The organism is Caulobacter sp. Root1455 (assembly GCF_001426905.1).
Classification (GTDB): Bacteria; Pseudomonadota; Alphaproteobacteria; order Caulobacterales; family Caulobacteraceae; genus Caulobacter.
The window spans coordinates 222,964-242,371 of record NZ_LMFQ01000021.1 but is presented as its reverse complement, the minus strand read 5'-3'; the positions used below and the strand labels follow the sequence as shown (position 1 = coordinate 242,371).

At 69.0% G+C, this 19,408-nt stretch carries 20 protein-coding genes; 11 read left to right on the top strand and 9 right to left on the bottom strand.

Translation table 11 applies throughout. The features are described 5' to 3' along the window. Positions 1-7: 7 nt before the first annotated feature. On the top strand, positions 8-736 hold the full coding sequence (locus ASD21_RS13295) for a Crp/Fnr family transcriptional regulator (RefSeq protein WP_056441793.1): 729 nt from the start codon (positions 8-10) through the stop codon (positions 734-736). Between the two features lie 136 nt (positions 737-872). Here the strand turns inward: ASD21_RS13295 and ASD21_RS13290 are convergent, their stop codons facing one another. Genes ASD21_RS13290 through ASD21_RS13280 form a run of 3 tightly spaced genes read right to left on the bottom strand, consistent with a single transcriptional unit; the run spans position 873 to position 2,580 of the window. Beyond that, positions 873-1,499, bottom strand: a complete 627-nt coding sequence (locus tag ASD21_RS13290; protein WP_056441790.1) for a DUF1190 domain-containing protein — start codon at positions 1,497-1,499, stop codon at positions 873-875. 8 nt (positions 1,500-1,507) lie between these two features. After that, positions 1,508-1,918: a DUF350 domain-containing protein gene (locus tag ASD21_RS13285; RefSeq protein WP_056441787.1), complete on the bottom strand. Its 411-nt coding sequence runs from the start codon at positions 1,916-1,918 to the stop codon at positions 1,508-1,510. Between the two features lie 20 nt (positions 1,919-1,938). Next, entirely contained in the window at positions 1,939-2,580 is a 642-nt protein-coding gene (locus tag ASD21_RS13280) for a YjfK family protein (protein WP_056441785.1), read from the bottom strand. A gap of 194 nt (positions 2,581-2,774) precedes the next feature. Between ASD21_RS13280 and ASD21_RS13275 the strand changes: the two genes are divergently transcribed. The 3 genes from ASD21_RS13275 to ASD21_RS13265 are packed head-to-tail and all read left to right on the top strand — an operon-like array spanning position 2,775 to position 5,140. Then, positions 2,775-3,212, top strand: coding sequence for a YjfI family protein (locus ASD21_RS13275; RefSeq protein WP_056441780.1), 438 nt, complete (start codon positions 2,775-2,777; stop codon positions 3,210-3,212). 40 nt (positions 3,213-3,252) lie between these two features. After that, the gene (locus ASD21_RS13270; protein ID WP_056441776.1) at positions 3,253-3,978 is read left to right on the top strand and encodes a PspA/IM30 family protein; all 726 of its coding nucleotides are present in this window, start codon (positions 3,253-3,255) and stop codon (positions 3,976-3,978) included. A 4-nt stretch (positions 3,979-3,982) separates the two neighbouring features. Then, on the top strand, positions 3,983-5,140 hold the full coding sequence (locus ASD21_RS13265; protein WP_056441772.1) for a glutathionylspermidine synthase family protein: 1,158 nt from the start codon (positions 3,983-3,985) through the stop codon (positions 5,138-5,140). A 4-nt stretch (positions 5,141-5,144) separates the two neighbouring features. Here ASD21_RS13265 and ASD21_RS13260 read toward each other — a convergent pair whose 3' ends face one another. Continuing rightward, positions 5,145-6,179 carry a S1 family peptidase gene (locus ASD21_RS13260; RefSeq protein ID WP_162250235.1) on the bottom strand — a complete coding sequence of 345 codons (1,035 nt, stop codon included), beginning with the start codon at positions 6,177-6,179 and terminating at the stop codon, positions 5,145-5,147. A gap of 1,307 nt (positions 6,180-7,486) precedes the next feature. On the opposite strand from ASD21_RS13260, the gene ASD21_RS13255 reads away from it, so the two are divergent. The 5 genes from ASD21_RS13255 (at position 7,487) to ASD21_RS23380 (ending at position 12,614) form a co-directional block, all read left to right on the top strand. After that, entirely contained in the window at positions 7,487-7,843 is a 357-nt protein-coding gene (locus ASD21_RS13255) for a YciI family protein (protein WP_056441768.1), read from the top strand. 31 nt (positions 7,844-7,874) lie between these two features. Beyond that, positions 7,875-9,143, top strand: a complete 1,269-nt coding sequence (locus ASD21_RS13250) for an RNA polymerase sigma factor (protein ID WP_056441765.1) — start codon at positions 7,875-7,877, stop codon at positions 9,141-9,143. Between the two features lie 215 nt (positions 9,144-9,358). Then, on the top strand, positions 9,359-9,880 hold the full coding sequence (locus tag ASD21_RS13245) for a flavin reductase family protein (protein ID WP_056441762.1): 522 nt from the start codon (positions 9,359-9,361) through the stop codon (positions 9,878-9,880). A gap of 191 nt (positions 9,881-10,071) precedes the next feature. Continuing rightward, on the top strand, positions 10,072-11,580 hold the full coding sequence (locus tag ASD21_RS13240; protein WP_056441760.1) for a CoA-acylating methylmalonate-semialdehyde dehydrogenase: 1,509 nt from the start codon (positions 10,072-10,074) through the stop codon (positions 11,578-11,580). Positions 11,581-11,609: 29 nt separating this feature from the next. Further along, positions 11,610-12,614, top strand: coding sequence for a M15 family metallopeptidase (locus tag ASD21_RS23380; RefSeq protein ID WP_082554752.1), 1,005 nt, complete (start codon positions 11,610-11,612; stop codon positions 12,612-12,614). Here the strand turns inward: ASD21_RS23380 and ASD21_RS13230 are convergent. The 5 genes from ASD21_RS13230 to ASD21_RS13210 form a co-directional block, all read right to left on the bottom strand. After that, positions 12,589-13,326 (bottom strand): DUF72 domain-containing protein, encoded by a 738-nt coding sequence (locus ASD21_RS13230; protein WP_056441757.1) that lies wholly within the window; start codon positions 13,324-13,326, stop codon positions 12,589-12,591. The genes ASD21_RS23380 and ASD21_RS13230 overlap by 26 nt on opposite strands. A gap of 56 nt (positions 13,327-13,382) precedes the next feature. Continuing rightward, positions 13,383-14,111 (bottom strand): endonuclease III domain-containing protein, encoded by a 729-nt coding sequence (locus ASD21_RS13225; protein WP_056441752.1) that lies wholly within the window; start codon positions 14,109-14,111, stop codon positions 13,383-13,385. An 87-nt stretch (positions 14,112-14,198) separates the two neighbouring features. Beyond that, the gene (locus ASD21_RS13220) at positions 14,199-14,786 is read right to left on the bottom strand and encodes an NUDIX hydrolase (protein ID WP_056441749.1); all 588 of its coding nucleotides are present in this window, start codon (positions 14,784-14,786) and stop codon (positions 14,199-14,201) included. Next, positions 14,783-15,784 (bottom strand): inorganic phosphate transporter, encoded by a 1,002-nt coding sequence (locus tag ASD21_RS13215; RefSeq protein WP_056441747.1) that lies wholly within the window; start codon positions 15,782-15,784, stop codon positions 14,783-14,785. Before ASD21_RS13215 ends, ASD21_RS13220 begins: the two co-directional genes overlap by 4 nt. Continuing rightward, positions 15,784-16,428, bottom strand: a complete 645-nt coding sequence (locus ASD21_RS13210) for a DUF47 domain-containing protein (protein ID WP_056441744.1) — start codon at positions 16,426-16,428, stop codon at positions 15,784-15,786. The genes ASD21_RS13215 and ASD21_RS13210 overlap by 1 nt, the downstream gene beginning before the upstream one ends. Positions 16,429-16,636: 208 nt before the next feature. On the opposite strand from ASD21_RS13210, the gene ASD21_RS13205 reads away from it, so the two are divergent. Together ASD21_RS13205 and ASD21_RS13200 are read left to right on the top strand one after the other, a co-directional pair. Beyond that, the gene (locus ASD21_RS13205; protein ID WP_056441741.1) at positions 16,637-17,101 is read left to right on the top strand and encodes a (2Fe-2S)-binding protein; all 465 of its coding nucleotides are present in this window, start codon (positions 16,637-16,639) and stop codon (positions 17,099-17,101) included. A 2-nt stretch (positions 17,102-17,103) separates the two neighbouring features. Then, entirely contained in the window at positions 17,104-19,296 is a 2,193-nt protein-coding gene (locus ASD21_RS13200) for a xanthine dehydrogenase family protein molybdopterin-binding subunit (protein ID WP_056441740.1), read from the top strand. Positions 19,297-19,408 lie beyond the last annotated feature (112 nt).

Here is a 19,408-nt window from a genome sequence, read left to right as displayed (position 1 = left end):
ATGACCAATGGCCCAGTTCGCCCCGGACAATGCGCTGCTGCGGTCCCTGTCGAAGAAGGACCTCGAGGAGTTGCGGCCGCATCTCGAACTGATCGATCTCACGGTCGGCCAGGTGCTCTACGAGATGGAGGACCCGATCAACTGGGTCTACCTGCCCGAGGTGGGGCTGCTGTCGCTGATCACCGTGATGGTCTCCGGCGCGGCGCTGGAAACCTCGATCGTCGGCCGCGAGGGCGGCGTCGGGTTCATTGAGGCCTTGGGCAGCGGCGTCATGTACAGCCGCGTCATCGTTCAGATCCCGGGCAAAGCCTATCGTGTCCGCGCCGTGGCTTACCGGCGGGCCTTCGACGACAGCCCCGCCATGCGCAAGGCCGTCCATCGCCAGCTCGAACTGCTGCAGGCCGAAAGCCGGCAGGCCATCGCCTGTCACGGGCTGCACAAGGTCAAGGAGCGGTTCAACCGCTGGCTCCTGGAGTGCCAGGACCTGTCCGGCGGGCTTGATGACATGCCCCTGAAGCAGGAGTTTCTCGCCGTCATGCTGGGGGTGTCGCGCACGGCGATCACCCGCATCGCGATGGGCGCTCAAAGGCAGGGCCTGATCCGCTACGCGCGCGGTTCGGTGAAGATCCTGGATCGCAAAGGCCTCGAAAGAGGTGCCTGCGAATGCCGGGCGTCCGTCCAACATCTGCGCCGACAGCTGGAGCCGGACAGCGTTCTTGGCAGGGCCCAGGCGTAGCCGCGCCGAAGGTCCGCGGCGGATCGAAATCCGCCGTCGACGCCATGCCGGCGAGCGGCCCCTTCGCCCCCGGCTTTCGCCGGGACGCCTGGCGCATGAGCGAGCGTCTGGTCGCGTCCAAGCGGACCGACCGATCTCACCCCCCGTACGAGCGTCCCGAGCCCCCGAACCCGCCGCGCGAGATCACCGAGCTGCGGCTCTGGACGCGGGCGGGCGCCCGCATCTCCGGGGCGTTGAAGCTGTCGGTGCGCACGCGGGTGCGGCCGGTGACGTAGTCGCGCGACAGCGGGTATCCGCCGCCGCCGTAATAGGTCCCGTTGCGGTCGCGGTACATCGGCGCGCCGTAATAGCCGCCGCCCATGTTGTTCAGCGCCTGGCCGACGATGAAGCCGGTCAGCAGCGGGGTGAAGAAGCTGCCGCCGCCGCCGTTGTTGCGCGGCACGCACTGATCGACGCCGTAGCGCTCCTCGCAGCTCCGCTGGTCGCCGAACTTCGGGGCGTTGGCGGCGCTGTCCTTCTGGGCCTGGTCGTAGGCCGCCTGGCACTGGGCGGCGGTCATGTCGCCGGAGGTCTTGCAGTCGTCCAGCGAGGCGTAGGTCTTGGCGTCGATCTCGCGCGAGGCGGCCGGCGGGTCGCCCCACCGGGTCGCCGTGCCGGGATCGTCGCAGGCGCTGACCGAGATCGCGGTGCCGGCCATCAGGCCGGTCAGGGCCAGGCCGCTGGAGCGCAGGCGGCGACGCGGGAAGGAAGGTTGATCGGTCATGGCGCGCCTCAGGCCGTCATGCAGGCGGCGTTGAGCATGCCGACCGCCAGGGAGATGCTCAGCAGATAGACGCCGGCGGCGATGTCGCCCCGCTCGATCCGGTCGGCGACGTCCTTCATCGCCACCAGGCGCACCAGGGTGAAGGCGGCGATCTGCAGCACGCCCGCCAGGGTCGCCCAGGCGCAGAACTCCAGCAGGGTGACGGTGTTGCTGAGCGCCGAGGCCAGGGGCAGCACATAGCCGACCAGGGCTCCGCCCAGGGCCAGGGCCGCGGCGACATTGCCCTCGCGGATCAGCTTGCCCTCGTTGTAGGGCGTCACCCACTGGTAGACGAGCTTGAAGATCACCGTGAACAGGCCGGCGGCGACGAAGGCCACCACGAAGGCCAGGGCGCTGGCGCCAAATCCGTGCAGGTCCATTTGTTTCTCCCCCTAAAGGCCTAGGCCCGGAATTCGCCGACGCCCAGCGGGACGCCGATCATGATCTCGAACGACACCTCGGTGCGATCCTCGTTCTCCTGCTCGATGGCCAGCAGGAGCTCGCGGCCCTCGCCGGGCAGGTCGCGGCCGAATAGCATGCAGGTCTGGAAGATCCGCCGATCGGGGATGCCGTCGCGGTCGTCGTGGACGTCTTCCCAGAAGGTCACCGGGTCCTGGCTCTCGGCCTCGTCGCCGAACCACAGGCGCTGGTACTCGGGCAGGCCGGGGCCGGTGAAGGTGCGGGCCCGCAGCCGCTTGCCCCAGGCGTCGCGGTCGGCGCGGCCGCCCGGATAGGCGCTGTCCCAGGGGACGAAGACGGTGATGTCGTTGACCCGCTGGCCCTCGCGGTCGTCGGACACGGCTTGGAACATCACGTCGTCGTCGGTGTAGAACCGGTGCACGAAGCCGCCGTCCTTCAGGTCGACCAGGCCCTGGGCGGTGATCTCCAGGGTGTCGCGGTCCAGCGGGAAGCGCAGATCATCGCCCAGACGCCGCCAGGCCAGTGTGTCCAGCCAGACCGTGCGGCCCAGGGTGACGTTGCGGATCGCCGGCAGGGCCGAGGCGGGCGCGGCGTCCTTGCGGCCGAAGAGCTTGCTGAACATGAACGACCCGGCTTGCGAAACTCGTGTCACATGTACGACGCCCGCCGGCCGTTAAAAAGAGGAAGGGACAAAAGGGGGCGCGGGATTACCAACTTGTCATGCGCCCGCGTAAGGTCGCGCTCTCGACGACTGGCGTTCGCCCGCCCATCTAGTATGAAATCGCCTGAACAGGCTTGAGAGAGGATCACGCCCCCATGAGCCAGACCGCCTGGACTGTCCGCACCCTGAAAGCCGCGCTCGACGAAGCGCCGGGACGGGGCGCCGACGAGCTGACGGTGCGGGTGCTGGAAGGCGCCGACCCGATCCTGCTGGTCACCATGCACTGGCACGGCGACCTGGAAATCTATGTCAGCGTCAGCGACCAGCAGATCGCCGCCTCCACCCTGCTGTGGCCGGTCGACGAGCAGAAGGACCGCCACGCGTTCAACGAATTCCTGCTCAAGGCCCAGAAACTGGTGCCGCTGTCGAACTTCGGCATCAGCAGCGTGGGCGAGCGCGACTATTACGAGCTGTTCGGCGAGATCTCGACCACCTCGCCGGTCGACGAGATCCTGATCGAGCTGCGCACCCTGGCGCAGAACGCCATAGACGCCGCCTCGGACCTGCGCGCCTCGTTCGCGCCCGCCGCCTAAAAGCCATCTGGCCCATAAGAGCCTCAAGAGAGACCCCCTCATGTCCATCTGGAACAAGCTGTTCACCCTGGGCCGCGCGGGCGCGCACGAAGCCACCGCCGCCGTCGTCGACGCCAACGCCCTGCGCATCCTCGACCAGGAGATCCGCGACGCCGACGCCGCCCAGGGCAAGGCCCGCGACGACATGGCCACCCTGGTGGCCCGCCGCCGCATCCTGGAGAAGGAAGTCGCCGGCTTCCGCGACCAGGTCACCAAGTACGAGGGCTCGGCCCGCGCCGCCGTCGCCAAGGGCGACATGGACCTGGCCCGCCAGGTGGCCCAGCGCATCGCCGACCTCGAGCAGGACATCTCGGTGAAGGAGCCGCAGATCGGCGACATGCGCGCCGCCGAGGACCAGCTGCACCAGGCCATCACCGCCACCGACCGCCGCATCGAGACCCTGCGTCGCGAGGTCGAGGTCGTGAAGGTCAACGAGAGCGTCCAGAAGGCCCAGGCCGCCGTCTCGGCGCGCGGCGCGGGGGCCGGCGCTTCGCTCGGCTCGGCCGCCGACAGCCTGGCCCGGATCAAGGAACGCCAGATGATCCGCGGCGAGAAGATCAAGGCCGCCGGCGAGCTGGAAGACCGTCGCACCGGCGCGGATCTGGACGAAAAGCTGCGCCTGGCGGGCATCCTGCCGGGCCAGTCCAGCGCCGACGACGTCCTGGCCCGCCTGGCCCCGGCCGCCCCGCCGCTGCAGATCGAGCAGAAGGACGGCAAGACCGAGTAGGATCTTGCGCCGCCTCAAGCTGACGCCGCGACCCGACTGGCAGGCCAAGGCCGAGGCGGTCGGGTTCGTCTATCACCACACCGAAGGCCAGGCCTATTGGGACGAGAGCGTCGCCTACGCCTTTACCCTGGACCAGGTGGAGCAGGACCTGGAGCCGGCCGCGGCCGAGCTCCACGAGCTGTGTCTGGACCTGGTCGACGAGGTGGCCGCCAGCCAGGAGCTGATGGAGCGGCTGGCGATCCCGGACGGCCATCGCGACTTCGTGGCCGCCGCCTGGCGCGCCAAGTCGCCGTCGCTCTACGGTCGCTTCGACTTCGGCTATGACGGCAAGTCCAAGCCCAAGCTCTACGAATACAACGCCGACACCCCGACTAGCGTCTTCGAGGCCGCCACCTTTCAGTGGCTGTGGCTCGAAGAACTGATCGCCAATGGGACGTTCCCGGCCAACGCCGACCAGTTCAACAGCCTGTTCGAGGCCCTGCGCGACCGCTTCAAGGTGCTGTTTCCCACCGGCGGCTTCGTCCACTTCGCCAGCGACGAGGACGCGGTCGAGGACCGCCAGACCGTGCGCTTCCTCGAGGACCTGGCGCTGCAGGCTGGGCTCGCGCCCAAGTTCGTGGCCATGGACAACATCGGCCTGAACGAGGAGGGCCAGTTCGTCGACCTGGAGGGCTTCGTCCTGCAGGCGGCGTTCAAGCTCTATCCGTGGGAGTTCATGCTGCGCGAGCCCTACGCCGCGCACCTGGAGACCGCCCAGGTCCGCTGGATCGAGCCGCCGTGGAAGGCGATCCTGTCCAACAAGGGCATCCTGCCGCTGCTGTGGGAGCGCCACCACGGCCACCCCAACCTGCTGGAGGCCTATTTCGAGGGCGACCCGGCGGCGTCGGCCCTGGGCGGACGGTTCGTGCGCAAGCCGCTGTTCTCGCGGGAGGGCGCCAATGTCGAGGTGGTCGGCGGAGACGAGCCGGTGCTCGACCAGGGCTATGGCGAGGAGGGCGCGATCGTCCAGGCCTACCACCCGCCGCCGGCGTTCGACGGCAAGCGCCCGGTGGTCGGCGCCTGGATGGTCGGCAACGAACCGGCCGGCATCGGCATCCGCGAGGACGACAGCGTGGTCACCAAGAACCTGGCCCGGTTCGTGCCGCATGTGATCGAGGGGTAGGGGCTCAGGTCTCCGCCGCGAACGCAAAGACATCGCTGGCGGGGATCAATTTGGTTTGCCCATTCTGGTCCGAGGCCTGGACGAGCCCCAGCAGACGTCCCGCGCTATCTACCGCGGGCGCACCGCTCATACCCGGGGCGGCGTTCACTTGAACGACAACGCCGCGGAAGGGCGCTTCGCCGGTTTGAAGCGAAGTTGCTTCCAGGAGACGTCCGACTTCCAACTTTCTCCCGCCTTTCAATCGGGGACCAGGATCGATCCAAACAACGACCACGCGCTCGCCGAACGCGGCGTCCGAGGGCGTGCGGTCGAGGGGCGGCACGGCCTGCTTTTGGGTTTGCAGCAGGACCAAGTCGCGGACGTTATCCTCTTTCACCACCTGCGCGGACACGGAGGAGCCGCTCGGAAGACGGACGTAGATCGGCGTGCTGCCATCGGACTCAAGCAAATGCCGAGCTGTCACCACAAGCCCGTCAGCGTTGAGCAAAAGGCCATTGCCTCTGCCTCCGCCTGAATGTTCTATCGCTACGACCCTGGCGCTAAGATCACTCAAGATATCCTGCAGGGCTAGGACAGCACGCTGGGCCTGTTCCGGCGGGGCGGTGGCCGCGATGGTGGTCAGGGCGCTTGTCGATCCCGGTCCCTTGAACGCCTCGGCCAGATCGATCGCCACCTTGGAATTGCCCAGCGCCGAGATCGCGATCAGCGCCGCCTTGCGCCGCTGTTCATCGGTCGAGGCCAGGTGATCAATGAACTTCTCGACCGTCTGGATCTCGGCGAACTGTATCTCGCGATCCTTGCGCGCGCTTTCGGCGGCGGTCTGGCGACGGTTGTAGACATTGGTCGCATAGAAGCCGATGCCGGCCACGGCAATGCCCGAGATCAGACCGGATATCGCGGTCAGCTTGTCCCAACCATCTTTGTCCGGCTTGAGCAGCTTGGCCTTGATCGCGTCGATCTGGGTTTGCAGGGACTCCAGCGTTGGTGGCTGGGAAGTCGATGCATGGGCGAAGCCCGAGGACAGGAGCCAGGCGGCCAAGGCCAAGATCGCGGCGCTACGACGTGACGACAAGGTTTCCCCCTCTGCCGACCCAACCCCTAGACGGCGTTACGTTAAGGTGTTTGGCCGCTGCCTTGCAATGCAGAGACGTGTTCGAGCCGCGATGCTCTTACTGGCGTTCAACATCCATCGGATGATGACGGTGTTTGTTGCATGCCCCCACCCGCCCCGGATGGGCCGCGCTCCCGTCATCCTCGGACTTGTTCCGAGGACCCCTGTCTCCACCGCGCGGACCGTGGGGTGGCGGGCTGGCCCGCCAATGAACCGACAGCTCGGCTGAACGCGGGGTCTTCGGAACAAGTCCGAGAATGACGGCGGATCGGGATGTGCTCGGCGAATAGCAGGTAAAGTTCAGCGATTTCAACGCCCTGAACTTTCTCGACCCGATTTGGTCCTCACCCTTCCAAACCGCCCGTATCCTTGTCCCACCTCGACGCGGGAAAGGGCGCATGGCCAGCGACCGATGCGGCGGCGGGGGGCGATCGAGCGGGCAGCTCTGTCGGCGGCGGGATCCGCGTGCGTAGGGACCTCGTCAAACCTCACGTCTCCAGGGCCGGCCGGGCATGGAACACTAAAACGGCGTGGCGTGAGGGCTGACCTAGCAGCAGGCGGGCNGGGAAAGGGCGCATGGCCAGCGACCGATGCGGCGGCGGGGGGCGATCGAGCGGGAAGCTCTGTCGGCGGCGGGATCCGCGTGCGTAGGGACCTCGTCAAACCTCACGTCTCCAGGGCCGGCCGGGCATGGAACACTAAAACGGCGTGGCGTGAGGGCTGACCTAGCGGCAGGCGGGCGGTGATGCGCTCGCGGTCCGGGACCGGGTGTCGTTGACCTGGCCCGCCCGTCGGAGGCTTCAAGGCGGCGAGGCCCTAACCAAGGCTCAGCGCCGCAGGCTTCCGGATAACGACCGCGCGGAGCGATCGGGCTTCGTCGAAACGGTATTTGTCTAAAAGCATCCGGACGGTGTCCGGCGCTCCGCGACCCTTTCCATTCCAACTCACAGCGAAAGCGTGAGCCTGAAGAGCCATGCCCGCTAACACTTGCCCCCACCTGACCGCTTCGCGGTCTGTCCGCCCCCACGGGGGCGGAGGACGCGCGCGGCGCCGGCGGCGGAACCTCTTCCCCCTGTGGGGGAAGACGGTCGCGAAGCGACCCGTAGGGGGCAAGCGTTCGCCGCACGAAAAAACTTCATCCGCCCCGTCGATCCATCCAGGGCTGGCTCGTCGACCTCAATAGCGAGACAGTCCGGCGACGACGGCGTCCCGGCTCGCTCCAGGAGGATTTCCAGATGCGCTACATGTGTTTGATCGTCACCGCGCCCCCCGGCCCGGCGGCGCCGACGCCGGAACTGACCGAGGCCATGAACGTCCTGGCCAATCGCGAGATCCAGGCCGGCCGGATGCTGGGCGGCGGCGGGCTGCTGCCGATGGACGCTGGCGCGCGGGTCACCCTGGCCGGCGGCAAGTTCACCGTGCTGGACGGTCCGATGGTCGAGGCCAAGGAAGTGATCGGCGGCTACGCGCTGTTCGAGTTCGCCAGCAAAGAAGAAGCCGTCGCCTCGGCGGTCGAGTTCCTGCAACTGCACAAGGACCACCAGCCGGGCTGGGAGGGGACGTGCGAGATCCGCCCGATGATCGAGCATTGAAGCCGGCTCCCGCCGCCGGCGGCCGGCCTCGATGAACGACGCCGAGGCCCATCGCGCCATCCTCGCCGTCTGGCGGGTCGAGCATCCCAGGCTGATCACCAGCCTGGCGAGGATGCTGCGCGACGTGCCGTTGGCCGAGGAGCTGACCCAGGACGCCCTGGTCGCCGCCCTCGAAAAGTGGCCGGCCACGGGCGTGCCCGAGCGCCCCAGCGCCTGGCTGATGGCCACCGCCAAGCATCGGGCCCTGGACCGCCTGCGGCGCGGACCCATGCTGGAGCGCAAGCACGGCATGGTCGCCCGCGAGCTGGAGACCGAGCAGCGGGCCATGCCCGACTTCGACTCCGCCCTGGACGACGACATCGGCGACGAGATGCTGCGGCTGATCTTCACCGCCTGCCATCCGCTGCTGTCGCGCGAGGCCCGCGCGGCCCTGGCCCTGCGGATGGTCTGCGGCCTGACGACCGACGAGATCGCCCGGGCGTTCCTGATGTCCGAGACGGCGGCGGCCCAGCGCATCGTGCGGGCCAAGCGGACGCTGTCGGAGTCCGGCCTGGCCTACGAGACCCCGCGCGGCGAGGAACGCGCGGCCCGCCTGGCCTCGGTGCTGGAGGTCGTCTACCTGATCTTCAACGAGGGCTACACCGCCGCGCGCGGCGACGACTGGCAGCGGCCCCAGCTGTGCAACGAGGCCTTGCGCCTGGGGCGGGTGCTGACCGCCATCGCGCCGGACGAGCCCGAGGCCCACGGCCTGCTGGCCCTGATGGAGCTGAACGCCTCGCGCACGGCGGCGCGGACCGACGCGGCGGGCGAACCGGTCCTGATCCTCGACCAGGATCGCGGCCTCTGGGACCCGCTGCAGATCCAGCGCGGATTGCGGGCGCTGAAGCGGGCGCGGGACCTGGGCGGGGCGAGCGGCTTCTACGTCCTGCAGGCGGCGATCATCGCCCGCCACGCCCAGGCGCGGACGGCGGCCGACACCGACTGGCTGGGCATCGCCGCGCTCTATGCGGAGCTGGCGAGGGTCGCGCCGTCGCCGGTGGTCCAGCTGAACCGCGCCGTGGCGGTGGGCATGGCCGAGGGGCCGGCGGCCGGGCTGGCGATCGTCGAGGCCCTGGCCGACGCGCCGGCGCTGAAGGCCTATCACCTGCTGCCCGCCGTGCGCGGCGACCTGCTCCTGCGGCTGGGCCGGTTCGAGGAGGCGCGCGCGGCGTTCGTGGCCGCCGCCGACATGGCCGGCAACCGGCGGGAGGAGGCGCTGCTGCGAAGGCGGGCGGCGGAGGCGGGGAGGGGCGTGACCTGAGCATCTCACTGCCCGCTAACACTTGCCCCCACCTGACCGCTTCGCGGTCTGTCCGCCCCCACAGGGGGCGGAGGAGGCCGAGCGCGGCTCCTCTTCCCCCTGTGGGGAAAGACGGTCGCGAAGCGACCCGTAGGGGGCAAGTGATCGCCGCGCTGTCTCCTTCGACCACCCCCAAACTCTTGCCCATGCCGCCGGTTTGCATCACTGGTGAGCGAATGAGTCAGCCGGTCACGATCGAACTGGGCGAGGGCGGCGCGCATGACGCCCGGGCGCTGCGCCACGCCTTCGGATGTTTCACCACCGGGGTGACGGTGATCACCACCGTCTGCGATGACGGCCGCCGCGTGGGGCTGACCGCCAACTCGTTCACCTCGGTGTCGCTGGATCCGCCCCTGGCTCTGGTCTGCGTCGACCTCAACTCGCGCAGCCTGCCGATCCTGGACACGGCCGGGCGGTTCACGGTCAACGTGCTGCACGCCGACCAGCAGCTGATGGCCCGCCAGTTCGTGCAGAAGGACGGTGACCGCTTCGCGGGCATCGACACCGAGACCTGGAGCACCGGCGCGCCGATCCTGCCCGATTGCATGGCCAATTTCGAATGCCTGACCCACCAGGTCTTCGACGCCGGCGACCACCGGGTCTATGTCGGGCGGGTGGTGAAGCTGCGCTATGACCCGGACCATGAACCCCTGGTCTATCTGCAGGGCCGGTTTCGCCGCGTGCACGTCGACGAGTAACTTCGGTTGTCATCCCGGACGAGCGCGCAGCGCGAAGATCCGGGACCGACGCCAGAGCGCCTGCGTTTCCGGCGGTCCCGGATAACGGCTTCGCCGTTTCCGGGATGACAGGGGGAGTGGACGAATTTTGCGGGATACGCGCGTCAAAGCGGATGCTATTGACGCGCAAAACAAGGTCTAGGGAGCGTATCATGCGGACCATCAGCCATTTCGTGAACGGACAAGCCCTCGAAGGAAGTTCGATCGAGAAGGGCGGCCGCTTCGGCGATGTGTTCAATCCGAACACCGGCGAGATCCAGGCCCGCGTGGCCCTGGCCACCGACGCCGAGCTGGACGCCGCCGTCCGGGCCGCCGCCGCCGCCCAGATCGGCTGGGCCGCCACCAATCCCCAACGCCGCGCCCGGGTGATGTTCGAGTTCAAGCGCCTGATCGAGCGCGACATGAACGCCCTGGCCGAGATCCTGTCGTCCGAGCACGGCAAGGTGATCGCCGACTCCAAGGGCGACATCCAGCGCGGGCTGGAGGTGATCGAGTTCGCCTGCGGCATCCCCCACATCCTGAAGGGCGAATACACCGAGGGCGCCGGGCCCGGCATCGACGTCTATTCGATGCGCCAGCCGCTGGGCGTCTGCGCGGGCATCACCCCGTTCAACTTCCCGGCCATGATCCCGATGTGGATGTTCGGCATCAGCATCGCCGTGGGCAACACCTTCATCCTCAAGCCGTCGGAGAAGGACCCCACCGTGCCGGTCAAGCTGGCCGAGCTGATGATGGAGGCCGGGGCGCCCGCCGGGGTGCTGAACGTCGTGCACGGCGACAAGACCGCCGTCGACGCCATCCTGACCCACCCGCTGATCCGCGCGGTCAGCTTCGTCGGTTCGTCCGACATCGCCCATTACGTCTACCAGACCGGCACGGCGCACGGAAAACGCGTCCAGGCCATGGGCGGGGCCAAGAACCACGGCATCGTCCTGCCCGACGCCGACCTCGACCAGGTGGTCAAGGACCTGTCGGGCGCGGCCTTCGGCTCGGCCGGCGAGCGCTGCATGGCCCTGCCGGTGGTGGTCCCGGTCGGCAAGAAGACCGGTGACGAGCTGCGCGAACGGATGGTCGCCGAGATCGAGACCCTTCAGGTCGGCATCTCCAGCGATCCGGCCGCCCACTACGGCCCGGTGGTCAGCGCGGCGCACCGCGCCAAGGTCGCCGACTACATCCAGATCGGCGTCGACGAGGGCGCGGAACTGGTGGTCGACGGCCGCGACTTTAGCCTGCAGGGCTTCGAGAAGGGCTTCTTCATCGGCCCGTCGCTGTTCGACGGCGTCAAGAAGGGCATGAGGACCTACCAGGAAGAGATCTTCGGCCCGGTGCTGCAGATCGTCCGCGCCGAGACCTTCGAGGAGGCGCTGGCCCTGCCGTCCGAGCACCAGTACGGCAACGGCGTCGCCATCTTCACCCGCAACGGCCGCGCGGCGCGCGAGTTCGCCAGCCGGGTCAATGTCGGCATGGTCGGCATCAACGTGCCGATCCCCGTGCCGGTGGCCTATCACACCTTCGGCGGCTGGAAGCGCAGCGCGTTCGGCGACACCAACCAGCACGGCGTCGAGGGCGTGAAGTTCTACACCAAGGTCAAGACGATCACCGCGCGGTGGCCAGAAGGCGACCACGAGGGCGACGCCTTCGTCATCCCGACGATGAAGTAGGACGACAAGACATGGGGGCGATGCGAAGAATGGCCGGACCTTTCACCGCGATCGCCCCCTTCCTGATGGGACTTGTCCTGACCGCCGCAGCCTTCGCCCAGTCACCTTCCGCCCAGTCTTCCTCGACGCCGTCCCTGGACGCCGCGGAGATGGCGGCGGTCGGCCAGTATGGCGAGCGGGGCGCGCCGCTGACGGTGTTCGAGCGCGACGGCGTTCTGCGGGTCGACGGGCGGGGCCTCAAGGACGCCGCCCTGACGTCGCTGGGGCGCAGCCGCTATCGGATCGAGGGCGGCGGTGAACTGGTGCTGGAGCCGGCCGCCCTGCGTCTGGACGGAACGCGCCTGCCGCGTCACGACTTCGGGGCGCAGGTCGAGGCCGCGATCCGCGCGGCGGTGGGCGCCGACCCGGCCGCCCTGCGCGCCCGGGCCCTGGCCGCCAAGCCGCCGGTCGAGACGGCGCGGCGCAAGCCCGCCGACCTGGTCGATCTGTCGACCCTGGTCCCGACGATCCGCCTGGACATCCGCTACGCCGGTTCCGACAACTTCATGGGCCTGGCCGTCTACGAACGGTCGGCCGCCTACCTGCAGCGCCCCGCCGCGCAAGCCTTGGCGCGGGCCGCCAAGGCGCTGGAGGCCCAGGGCTACGGCGTCCTGATCCACGACGCCTATCGGCCCTGGTTCGTGACCTGGATGTTCTGGGAGGCCACCCCGCCCGAGGACCACATGTTCGTGGCCGATCCGGCCCAGGGCTCGCGCCACAACCGGGGCTGCGCCGTCGACCTGACCCTGTACGACCTGAAGACCGGCGAGCCGGCCCAGATGCCCAGCCGCTACGACGAGATGTCGGGCCGCTCCTATGCCGACTTCATCGGCGGCACGACCCGGCAGCGGGCCCTGCGGGCGATCCTGCGCGAGGCCATGGTCGCCCAGGGCTTCGAGGTCTATCCCGAGGAGTGGTGGCACTTCGACTACGGGGACTGGCGCAGCTACGGCATCGGGACCGAAACCTTCACCGAACTGGCCCAGGCGAAGTAAGCGCCGTCAGTCTCAGGGCGTCGGCGGCCGCCGCGCCGAACTGGGTGTTGTCGAAGATGCACCAGCTCTGGGCCGCGCCGGTCTCGCCGCCGATCCGTTCGGCCAGGGGCTCCAGGCGTCCGTCGTCATAGGACGTCGCGTACATCGCGGGCGAGCCGTGCAGGCGGCGATAGGTGAGACCGGACCAGCCGCCGGGCTCGGCGGCCGCCTGAACCACGGCGGGATCGGCGGCGACCTGGGCCACCTCGAAGGTCCTCAACAAGGTCTCGGCCGGCGCGTCGAACCAGGTCGGATGACGCGGCTCCAGCACGGTCGCGGCGGTCGTCGCCTTCCGCCAGGCGGCGAGGAAGCGCTCCACGATCCCGGCGTCGAAACCCAGGCTCGGCGGCAGCTGGATCAGCAGGGGCCCGAGCTTCCCGCCCAGTCCGCCGCACTCGTCGAGGAACCGCGCCACCGGCTCGGCGATGTCGACCAGCCGCCGCTCGTGGGTGATCGTCCGAGGGACCTTCACCCCGAACCGGAAACCCGCCGGCGTCGACGCCGCCCAGCGTTCATAGGTCTTGCGCTGATGGGGGCGGTAGAAGGACGAATTGATCTCGACGGCGTTGAAGACGGCCGCGTAGCGCTCAAGGCCGGAGCCTCCGGCGGGGAAGACCTCCAGGGCCCGCGGGAAGCTCCAGCCGGCCGTGCCGATGCGAATGTCCTCAGGCATGCGGAGGGAGCGTGCGAGGGCGGCGGAGGTTCACCCTCTCCCGCTGGGAGAGGGTTTCAAGCCCTCGGCCGCCACGCCAAAATATCCGCGCTGCGTTCAACACCGACCCTCGAGCAGGTCGCCTTCAGCGCGCACGCCCCGCAGCGCGGCGCGTGGTGCGAGCACAGCAGCTGGCCCAGGCCCTTCATCAGCCAGTGCAGCTCATACAGGTCCTCGGCCGTCCAGCTGTCGGGAACCATGTCCATCAGGGCGCGATAGGCGTGGCCGGTGTCGTAGCCGGCGGGGATCAGGCCCAGCCGGCCCGCGACGCGGTGGACGTGGGTGTCGACCACCAGGGCGCGCATGTTCAGGGGGCTGAAGTTCAGCACCGAGGCGGCGACCTTGACCCCGACGCCGGGCAGGCCCTGCAGCCACCAGCGGGCGCTGTCCAGCTCCAGCTCGGCCAGATGGTCCAGCGACAGCTTCCAGCCGCTGCGCACCTGGATCAGCCGCAGGGCGTGGGGCAGGTGGCGGGCCTTCTCCTCGGGATAGGTCACCTCGGCGATCAGCGCCTGGACCTCGGCGTCGGGCGTCTCGGCCAGCTCTTCCCAGGTCGCGAAGCGCTCCTTCAGGCGGTGGTAGACCGCCCAGGAGACGGCATCCTTGGTCCGGCCGCTGATCGACGACTTGACCAGCTGCGACACCGGATCGAGCCGCTTGGTCGGCCGCTGCGGCCCGAAGGTCTTGAGCAGCCCGTCGCGCATGGCTTCAAGCGGCGAGGTCGACAGGTCGAGGGACAGCTGCATGGCGAATCTCGCTACGGAACGTAACGAGAACATAGTGAATGCGAAGCGCGTTGTCGAGTTATCCCCAGTTTCTTCCCGGGCCTGGCCTCAGGGCCAGCGGCGCCGGCGGCCCCAAAGCACCGTGATCCGGCGGCGCAGGCGCGTCAGGGCCACGCGCACCGGCGTCGGGGCCTGGGCGGGCTTGGGGCGCTCCTCGGCCGGAAGTTCGACCTTGGCGAAACGGGCGATCAGGTCGCGCAGCTCCGGCTCGTGCACCGCCAGCGCCGCCTCGACCGGCGACATCCATTGCAGGGTGCGCTGGCCCTTCTCCGGCCAGGTCGCGTGCTCGCCCGTGACCTCCAGCGGATAGACGTCCACCGTCACGGGGCGCGCGCCGCCGCTCTTCAGACGCTTGAGATAGGGATAGCCGCCGATCGGCCGCTCGACGATGTGACCGTCGAGCCCGGCTTCCTCGTAGGCCTCCTGGGCGGCGGCCTGATGGTCCGGCTTGCCCTTCATCTGCCAGCCCTTGGGGATCACCCAGCGGCGCGTCTCGCGCGACGAGACCAGCAGGATCTGGAGGCCGTTGCTTCCGCCCGGGGCGGCGGAGGTCGTGCGCCAGGGCAGGGCGGCGACCTGATGTCGCCGCTCGCTGGACTTGCGTCCCGCCTGCTTGCCGCCCGCCGTGTCGGTCACTTCATCCAGAACCCGAGATAGTAGAACGCCGCCGCGACCAGGCCGGCCGCGGGCAGGGTGACGATCCAGGCGGTCACGATGCTCTTGGCCACGCCCCAACGGACGGCCGAAACCCGACGCGAAGCGCCGACGCCGACAATAGCGCCCGTGATCGTGTGAGTCGTCGAGACCGGAACGCCGATATGGGTCGCCAGGAACAAAGTAATCGCTCCGCCGGTCTCGGCGCAGAAGCCCTGCATCGGGGTCAGGCGGGTGATCTTGCTGCCCATGGTGTGCACAATGCGCCAACCGCCAAAGAGGGTGCCGAGCGCCATCGCGGTCTGGCACGACAGGACGACCCACAGCGGGATCGTGCCCGGGGCGTGGGTGGCGCCGTGGGCGTAGAGCAGGGCGGCGATGATGCCCATGGTCTTCTGGGCGTCGTTGCCGCCGTGACCCAGCGAGTAGGCCGCCGCCGAGAAGAACTGCGCGATGCGGAAGAACCGGTCGGCGAAGAACGGTGAGCTCTTCAGGAAGGTCCAGGAGACGATCAGCACCAGCAGCAGCGCCAGGAGGAAGCCCATCAGCGGCGAGACCACGATGCCGGCCGCGGTCTTGCTCAGGCCGGCCCACTGCACGGCGCCGAAGCCGCCGACCTTAGCGACCGAGGCGCCGACCAAGCCGCCGATCAGGGCGTGCGAGCTGGACGAGGGGATGCCGGCCCACCAGGTGATCAGGTTCCAGCTGATCGCGCCCATCAGGGCCCCGAAGATCAGCCGGTCGGTGATCACGTGCGGATCGATGATCCCGGCCCCGACCATCTTGGCGACGCTGGTGCCGAACACCGCGAAGGCGATGAAGTTGAAGAACGCCGCCCACAGCACCGCCCACTTCGCCGACAGCACGCGCGTCGAGACGATGGTGGCGATCGAGTTGGCGGCGTCGTGCAGGCCGTTCAGGAAGTCGAAGCCCAGGGCGACGACGACCAGCACCACCAGGATGAGGAAGGTCGGATCCACTAGACCTGCTCGACCACGATGCCGCTGATGCGATTGGCCACGTCCTCGAAGCGGTCGACCACCTTTTCCAGGTGGCTGTAGATGTCGACGCCGACGATGAAGGTCATCGGGTCACCGGTGCGATGGGCCATGAACAGCGCCTTGCGGCCCTGGTCGTACATCTGGTCGGCCTGCTCCTCGATCTGGGTGACCTTGACGGCCAGTTCGGTCAGGCGGTGGGCGTTCTTGCGCATGTCGGGCAGCAGGGCCACGGCCTGGACGGTCAGTTCGGCGGCCTGGACGATGATCGCGGCCATCTCGCGCATCTGCGGCTCGAAGGTCTTGACCTCGAACAGGCTGACGACCTTGGCGGTCTTGCGCATCTGGTCGATGGCGTCGTCCAGCGAGGTGGTCAGGTCCTGGATGTCGCTGCGGTCGAACGGGGTGATGAAGCTGCGGCGGACCGCGCCCATCACCTGGCGGGTGATCTCGTCGGCCTCTTCCTCGTGCTGGTAGACGCGGGCGCTGGCGGCCTCGACGCCGTCGCCGCCCTCCATCAGGTCCTGCAGGGCCTTGGCCCCGGCCACCAGGGTGGCGGCATGCTGCGCGAACAGCTCGAAGAAGCGGTCTTCCTTGGGCATGACAGCCCGGAACAAGCCCAGCATGGTCGCTTCATCCTCTGTTCGAAGCGCGGAGAGTTTCGCGGACGTCCTTGTATGGAGGAGCGCCCGGCGCGGCGGAGCGGAACCACGGAAGCCAGCCGGGTTCAAGCCCCGCGTGACGGTTTTATGACACCTTTTGTGGGGGCGCGCCCTCTGGTCGCGGCCCCAAGCGTTTGGCACTCTGGCCCGGCGTCGGTTCAGGAGCAGCGGGATGTCGACAAGCTTGAAGGTCAACGGCCAGGTTCACACGGTGGACGCCGAACCCGATACGCCCCTGCTGTGGGTGCTGCGCGACGTGCTGGGGCTGGTGGGAACCAAGTACGGCTGCGGCGTGGCCCAGTGTGGAGCGTGCACCGTCCATATCGACGGCGTGGCCATGCGCTCGTGCGTCACCTCGCTGGCCCGGGTGGGCGCCAAGGCGGTGACCACCATCGAGGGGATCGGCGCGAACCCGGTCGGGGCCAAGGTGCAGGAGGCCTGGAAGGCCGTCGACGTGCCGCAGTGCGGCTACTGCCAGGCCGGCCAGATCATGTCGGCCACGGCCCTGCTGGCCGCCGCGCCCAAGCCCACCGACGACGAGATCGACGCGGCGATGAACGGCAACCTCTGCCGCTGCGCCACCTACATCCGCATCCGCAAGGCCATCAAGGCCGCCTCCGGCCAAGTGGAGGCGTGAGCATGACCGCGATCCTCGAGAACCCGTCCCGCCGGCTGTTCCTGAAGACCGGCGCGGCGGCCGGCGGCGGCCTGCTGCTGTCGTTCAGCCTGCCGGGCCTGGTCCGGGCGCAGGGTGAAGCGCCAAGTGGAGTGGGGGCCAACCCGTTCAACGCCTTCGTCCGCATCGCCCCCGACGGCGTGGTGACCATCGCCGCCAAGCGGCCGGAGATCGGGCAGGGGATCAAGACCTCGATGCCGATGCTGATCGCCGAGGAACTGGACGTCGACTGGTCGGCCGTCCGCATCGAGCAGGCCCCGATCGACGCCAAGGTGTTCGGCGAACAGTCCGCCGGCGGCAGCACCTCCACCCCGGACGACTGGGAGCCGATGCGCCAGGTCGGCGCGGTGGGGCGCGCCCTGCTGATCCAGGCCGCGGCCCAGCGCTGGAACGTCCCGGTGGCCGGCCTGACCACCGAGCCCGGCTTCGTGGTCGACAAGGCCGGCAAGCGGCGGGCGTCCTACGGCGAGCTGGCCCAGGCCGCCGCAGGCCTGGCGGCGCCCGACCCCAAGACACTGGTCCTCAAGGACCCCAAGACCTACCGGATCATCGGCAAGTCCCAGCCGCAGTCGGATACGCCGGCCATCGTCGAGGGCAAGCCGCTGTACGGCATCGACGTGCGCGTGCCGGGCATGCTGTACGCCACCTTCCTCAAGGCCCCCGTGTTCGCCGCCAAGGTGGCCAAGGTCGACCTGGCCCCGGCCAAGGCGGTCAAGGGCGTTCGCCACGGCTTCGTGGTCGACGGCGGGACCGAGCTGGAAGGCCTGCTGGGCGGCGTGGTGGTGGTGGCCGACACCTGGTGGGCGGCGCGCAAGGGCCGCAACGCGCTGGAGGTCGCCTGGGCCGACCATCCGACCAGCGCCCAGAGCAGCGCGGGTTTCATCGCCAAGGCCGCCGAACTGCACGGCCAGCCGCCGCACCGGAATCTCAAGACGGTCGGCGATGTCGAGGCGGCCCTGAAGGGCGCGGCCAAGGTGGTCAAGGCCGATTACAGCTATCCGTTCAACGCCCACGCCACGCTGGAGCCTCAGAACTGCACGGCCAGCTTCAAGGACGGCAAGGTCGAGATCTGGGTCCCGGCCCAGAACCCCGAGGACGGCCGCGAGCTGGTGGCCAAGACGCTGGGGATCAAGCCCGAGGACATCACCCTCCACTTCACCCGCAGCGGCGGGGGCTTCGGCCGGCGGCTGATGAACGACTTCATGGTCGAGGCGGCGTGGATCTCCAAGACGGTCGGGGCGCCGGTCAAGCTGCTGTGGACCCGCGAGGACGACATCCAGCACGACTTCTACCGCCCGGCCGGCTTCCACCGTCTGACGGCGGGGCTGGACGCCCAGGGCGGGCTGACGGCCTGGCGCAACCACTTCGTGACCTTCGGCGAGGGCCAGAAGTTCGCGCGGGCCGCCGGCATGAACGCCACGCAGTTTCCGTTCGGCGCGGTCGAGAACTACGCCCTGGACGTCTCGGTCATGCCGCTGGGCGTGCCGACCGGCTGGCTGCGGGCCCCCGGCAACAACGCCTACGGCTTCGTGATGCAGGGCTTCACCGACGAGGTGGCCCACGCGGCCGGCGCCGATCCGGTCGAGTTCCGCCGCAAGCTGCTGGGCGCGCCGCGGCTGATCGGCGAGCCGGGCAAGGGCGACAGCTTCCACACCGGCCGCATGCGCGCCGTGCTGGACCGGGTCGCCGAGGCGTCGGGCTGGGGCCGCAAGACGCCCAAGGGCGTCGGCCTGGGCGTGGCCTGCCACTACAGCCATCGGGGCTATGTGGCGGTGGTCATGGAGGTCGCCGTGGCAGACGGCAAGGTCGAGGTCCGCAAGGCCTGGGCGGCGGTCGACGTCGGCCGGCCGATCGTCAATCCCAACGGCGCCGAGCAGCAGGTTCAGGGCTCGGTCCTCGACGGGATCGGCAGTAGCCTGGGCCAGGCGATCACCATCGAGAACGGCGCCGTGGTCCAGAGCAATTTCGGCGATTTCCCGATGCTGCGCCTGGCTGACGCGCCGGATGTCGAGGTGCATTTCGTCACCAGCGACAACCCGCCGACGGGCCTGGGCGAACCGGCCCTGCCGCCGTCGCCGGCCGCCCTGGTCAACGCGATCTTCGCGGCGAGCGGCAAGCGGATCCGGACCCTGCCGATCGGCGACCAACTGGCCTAGCGGAGACGGGCGCGGCATAGCGCCCCATGGCCAAGTTTAGGGCTATTTCACCACGTCCGGCGGGGTGGTCTTAACCTTATCGCGCGAACATGGTTCTCGAACGGGGACCATC